This window comes from Curtobacterium sp. B18, from assembly GCF_000333375.1.
Lineage (GTDB): Bacteria > Actinomycetota > Actinomycetes > Actinomycetales > Microbacteriaceae > Curtobacterium.
Genome location: NZ_BACZ01000728.1, coordinates 1 through 5,089, shown reverse-complemented (window position 1 = coordinate 5,089; position 5,089 = coordinate 1). Strand labels below are relative to the sequence as shown.

The window sequence follows — 5,089 nt, the reverse complement described above, 5'->3', positions numbered from 1 at the left end:
TCGCTGCCGGTCGCCCGCGCGAGGTCCCACGTGTGGATCGTGATGTCGCTGGTCTGCTCGGTGAGGTACTGCCCGCGGGGACGACGTCCGTGGCGAGGTGCACCGGCGTGTCAGCGGGCGTTCGCTGCCATGCCTCGATGGCTTCGGCGGCGAACTTCGCCCACTCGGCGGCGAGGTCGGGGCCGACCGCCTCGAGGTCCGCCTCGGCCTGCGCGTAGTCGCACCCCGTCAGGAGCTTCGGGATCCACCGCTGTTCCTCGACGACGTGTCGCACGAGGTCTCTGGTGGTCCATTCGGAGTCGGGGGTCGAGGCGTCCCAATCCGTGACGGCGGCGACGCGGCGGCCGAACTCGGCTGCCGCGAGGGCCTGCAGCGCGATCCAGTCGGTGGCCATGGTGGTGCTCCTGTTCGTGGGTCCTGCGGGGTGCGGGGTGCTGCGTGCGGGGTGCTTCGTGCTCTCTCGAGTCGAGCGGGCGATCACGGTCTCGTGCGTTCCGCGCGGGCTCGTGGTGTTTCGTGTTCGCCTGCAACCGTGCTGTACGGGTTCCGATTCCCGGCGACCGGAGTGGTCGAGCGTCGGGCGCCGCAGCCTCACGCTACTGCGCACCGTGCGGCGCTGGTGGCGCGCGGCCGGGCGCGAGCGGGCGGATGCGGCGCGGCCGCGAGCGGGCCCATGCGGTGCGGCCGCGAGCGGGCGGAATGTGGCCTGGTGCGGTCGCCCTCCTGGGCCGGATTCGCCCGCTCGACACGTCGAGCGCCGGCCCCGGTCACGTGCCACCGCGACAAAATCGTCTGCGTGCCCCGAGACTCGAGCTCCGCAGCTCGCACCGGCGGGCGCGGGGCCGAGCGGGCGGAACGGGCGCGGTCGAGACTCCGGACCGGACAGGCTTCGCCCGCTCGATGGCGACGGGCTCCCGGAGGCACGACCGCCCCGACGCTGCGCCGAACAACGACTGCGTTGCCACGCGCAGGACGTGTGAGCGGGTGAAATCGACCAGCTTCCGATGGTGAACATGACGTACTTCGCCCGGTCGACGGGGGCGCGGAGACGAGGGCGCGGAGACGGGGCACGGAGACGAGAGCACGGAGCGCTCCGGACCAGGACGGTGACGCGCGACGCGCGACGAGGGACGCGCGACGCGCGACGAGGGACGAGCGACGAGCGACGAGCGACGAGCGACGAGCGACGAGCGACGAGCAACGGGCAACGGGCGACGGGCAACGCGCGACCGGTGACGTCCAAGCGACCCGCCCCCGACCACGCCCCGGGGAACGACGAACGGCCCGGCTCCGTGGGGGAGGAGCCGGGCCGTTCGTCTCGGGTGCTGCAGAGTCCTGCTGTTCGGTGTCCCTCAGGTCACGCGCAACGCGGTGACCCGCGGGTCAGGAGGTGCGAGGTGTCAGGCCGCCTGGAGGACGAACTGCACGTCGAGGTTGATCGTCACGTCGTTGCCGAGCGTGAAGCCACCGGCCTCGAGCGCCGCGTTCCAGTTCACGCCGAACTCGGTGCGGTCGATCTTGGTCGAGGCCTCGGCGCCGAACTTGACCTGGCCGTAGCCGTCGGTCGTGAAGCCACCGAGCTCGGCCTTGAGGACGACCGGCTTGGTCACGCCCCGCAGGGTCAGCTCGCCGGCGATGTGCAGGTCGTCGCCCTTGGCCTCGATGCTCGTCGAGCGGAAGGTGAGCTGCGGGTGCTCCTCGGTGAGGAAGAAGTCGCTCGTCTTGAGGTGCTGGTCACGCTGCTCCTGGCCGGTGTTGATCGACGCGACGTCGATGTTCGCCTCGACGGTCGACTCGAGCGGGTTCTCGGCGGTGACGACGGTGGCGTCGAAGGTCTCGAACTTGCCCTTGACCTTGCTGATCGCGAGGTGGCGGACCGAGAACGTGACCTCGGAGTGCGTGGGGTCGATCTTCCAGGTTCCGGTCTGGTAGCCGGGGATGGTCGAGGCGGTGAGCGTCATGGTGACTCCTTCGAAGCGTGTGGACTGCGTTCCCGAGCAGGCGTCGGGCGGAACCGCGATTCCATGCGCCTGCATCGAAGCTGATGCTAGCCCATTCTGCACGCGTTTGGTTGAGCGTCAACCAATGTTCATCTCGATGACGCAGGACGGCGTGTCGGACGTGGGTCGTGCCTCCCGGCTGACGCACCGTCGAGCAGGCGACGCACGCGCCGGACGAGCGCGTCGATCCCCGGGCCCACGTCGTCCGAGGTGGCGCGCAGCAGCCACCAACCGGCGTCCTTGAGGTGCTCCCCGCGAGTCAGGTCCTTCCGGAACGAGCGATCGTCGGTGCGGTGCAGATCGCTCTCGTACTCGATCGCGACGCGAGCGTCGGGGTAGGCCAGGTCGACGCATGCGATCCAACGACCGTCGACCACGACGTCGTGGTTCAGCGCGGGCTGTGGGAGTCCGCGCCTCGTCAGGGCGAGCCGGAGTCGGGTCTCGCCGGGGGAGCGTGAGCCGGGGCGGATCTCCGCGAGCGCCGCTCGGACCCGACGGATGCCGCGCGCTCCGCGGAAACGGCGGGCCGCCGCGACGAGTTCGGCGTGGTCGCACCAGCCGAGCCATCCGATGAGCGCGTCGCCGACCACGATGAGTTCGTCGCGGTTCAGGAGTGTCGCCAGCGCCACGAAGGTGTCGGCGGGATGCGTCAGGGCGGCGGTGCCCGAGTGGACGACCTGCAGTCTGCCTCGCGTGCACGGTGGCCGATCGTGCCGCGGACGCGGAGTGCCTGGTCGGTCCCGATCGTCGTCACGTGCACGCGGTGGTCGCGTTCGAGGCGTCGGGGGAGCGGGAAGCCGAGGATCGCCGCGGCGGTCGTGTGGCTGAACGCCTGGTCGGGGCGCAGTCGTGGCTGCACGGCTCGTGCGCGCTCGTCGTGGGTCTGCGGCTCGGTCCAGGCGCGGATGCCGTGGAACGGCCGGAGGAACGCGCGGGATCGGAGGCGGCCGGCGCTGACGCCGCGACGCAGGGCCTCGCGGACGCGGAAGGGGCGGCCGCGGAGGGTCATCGGGAAGGTCGCGTCGACGTGCATCTGGTCAGCGTGGCCGCTGCCCCCGCTTCGCAGCGGGGATCGGCGCGATCTGTGGACGATGAGCGCGCACGGCCACCTGTGGACGGATGGCCGGCACGCGGGCGGTCCGGGAGGCGCGGCGCGAGCGGGTGGAACGGGTGCGTTCGGAGCGTGGTCGGGTGCGGGTTCCGCCCGCTCGGCGGGTCCGGCGTGCGGGCTCGCCGATGTGGGCGGGTTCGGGCCGGGAGGCGCGGCGCGAGCGGGTGGAACGGGTGCGTTCGGAGCGTGGTCGGGTGCGGGTTCCGCCCGCTCGGCGGGTCCGGCGTGCGGGCTCGCCGATGTGGGCGGGTTCGGGCCGGGAGGCGCGGCGCGAGCGGGTGGAACGCGTGCGTTCGGAGCGGGGTCGGGTGCGGGTTCCGCCCGCTCGTGCCCGCCCCGCGCCCGCTCGCCCCCGCCCCGCGCCGGACCCCGCCCGCCCGCGCCCGCCCCGCCCCGCACGGGCCCCGCCGCACCCAGGTACTCCCACGGCCCCTCACGGCACGGGGAAGCCCGCTAGCGTCGGCGGCATGGAATTCAGGTACCTGGGCAACTCCGGACTCAAGATCTCCGAGATCACCTACGGCAACTGGCTGACGCACGGCTCGCAGGTCGAGAACGACGTCGCCACGCAGTGCGTGCGGGCAGCGCTCGACGCCGGCATCACCACGTTCGACACCGCCGACACGTACGCCAACACGGCAGCCGAGCAGGTCCTCGGCGAAGCGCTCAAGGCCGAGCGCCGCCAGTCGCTGGAGATCTTCACGAAGGTCTACTGGCCCACCGGACCGAAGGGGCACAACGACGTCGGGCTCAGCCGCAAGCACATCATGGAGTCGATCGACGGCTCACTGACCCGTCTGCAGACCGACTACGTCGACCTCTACCAGGCGCACCGCTACGACCACGAGACCCCGCTCGAGGAGACGATGCAGGCCTTCGCCGACGTCGTCCGCCAGGGCAAGGCGCTGTACATCGGCGTCAGCGAGTGGAACGCCGAGCAGATCCGCGCCGGCGCCGCCCTCGCGAAGGAGCTCGGGTTCCACCTCATCTCGAACCAGCCGCAGTACTCGATGCTGTGGCGGGTCATCGAGGGCGAGGTCGTGCCCGCGTCGAAGCAGCTCGGCCTCAGCCAGATCGTGTGGTCGCCGATCGCGCAGGGTGTCCTCACCGGCAAGTACAAGCCGGGTCAGCCGCTGCCCGAGGGCTCGCGTGCCACCGACGAGAAGGGCGGCGCGGACATGATCAAGCGGTTCATGCGCGACGAGGTCCTCGAGGCCGTGCAGCGCCTGCAGCCCGTCGCCGACCAGGCCGGCCTGACCCTCGCGCAGCTCGCCATCGCGTGGACGCTCCAGAACGAGAACGTCGCGAGCGCGATCGTCGGCGCCTCCCGTCCGGAGCAGGTCACCGACAACGTCAAGGCCGCGGGTGTGCGGCTCGACGCCGACGCCCTCGCGGCGATCGACCAGGCCCTGGGGGACATCCCGGAGCGCGACGCGTCGAAGACCGTCAGCCCGGCGTCGCGCCCCGCGTAGACGCGGCCACCTGCCGGACGGGAGGCGCGGTGCCGGCTGGCACCGCGCCTCCCGTCCGTTGCGTGGGCGCGTCCACCGCGACCCGCATGTGAACAGCAGGTGTCGCGAAACTGGCAGAAGCCTCCGGATGGCTGTACCCCACCCAAACCACCTCGCGAAGCCCCCCGAATCGGGGGCATGACCCGAACCGATACCCCCGTTGTGGTGCCACGCGCCACCGGAGCGGTGCCCGTCCCGTCGCGCGTGCCCCTCGCGCGACTGCTCACCCTGGCCCGCCAGCTCGTCTCCTTCGGGAGCATCGGCGCCGTGTGCTTCGTCATCGACCTCGGCGTCTACAACCTCCTCCGCGCGACCGTGATGCCCGACGGTCCCATCGCCGCGAAGATCGTCTCCGCCGTCGTGTCCACGGCCGTCGCCTGGATCGGCAACCGGTTCATCACCTTCCGCGCCGAACGGCAGACCGGCCGACGCGAGACCGTCCGCGAGGGGTGCTTTCGCCGTCACGA

Annotated in this window: 6 protein-coding genes; 2 read left to right on the top strand and 4 right to left on the bottom strand. The window is 71.7% G+C overall.

All coding sequences use genetic code 11. The features are described 5' to 3' along the window. The 4 genes from I5E_RS22250 to I5E_RS19465 all read right to left on the bottom strand — a co-directional run. Positions 1-394 (bottom strand): maleylpyruvate isomerase N-terminal domain-containing protein (locus tag I5E_RS22250; protein WP_187290557.1); only part of this gene is annotated, 394 nt, incomplete at its 3' end. Between the two features lie 1,006 nt (positions 395-1,400). Further along, positions 1,401-1,961: a YceI family protein gene (locus I5E_RS19475; RefSeq protein WP_022908461.1), complete on the bottom strand. Its 561-nt coding sequence runs from the start codon at positions 1,959-1,961 to the stop codon at positions 1,401-1,403. Positions 1,962-2,089: 128 nt separating this feature from the next. Further along, complete coding sequence (locus I5E_RS23020) at positions 2,090-2,629, bottom strand: hypothetical protein (protein ID WP_022908460.1); 540 nt, start codon at positions 2,627-2,629, stop codon at positions 2,090-2,092. 20 nt (positions 2,630-2,649) lie between these two features. Continuing rightward, positions 2,650-3,033 (bottom strand): hypothetical protein, encoded by a 384-nt coding sequence (locus tag I5E_RS19465; protein ID WP_022908459.1) that lies wholly within the window; start codon positions 3,031-3,033, stop codon positions 2,650-2,652. 545 nt (positions 3,034-3,578) lie between these two features. Here I5E_RS19465 and I5E_RS19460 point away from each other — a divergent pair. Beyond that, positions 3,579-4,583: an aldo/keto reductase family protein gene (locus I5E_RS19460; protein ID WP_022908458.1), complete on the top strand. Its 1,005-nt coding sequence runs from the start codon at positions 3,579-3,581 to the stop codon at positions 4,581-4,583. Between the two features lie 177 nt (positions 4,584-4,760). Continuing rightward, positions 4,761-5,089: GtrA family protein (locus I5E_RS19455; RefSeq protein ID WP_148287062.1), on the top strand; the 329-nt coding region annotated here is incomplete at its 3' end.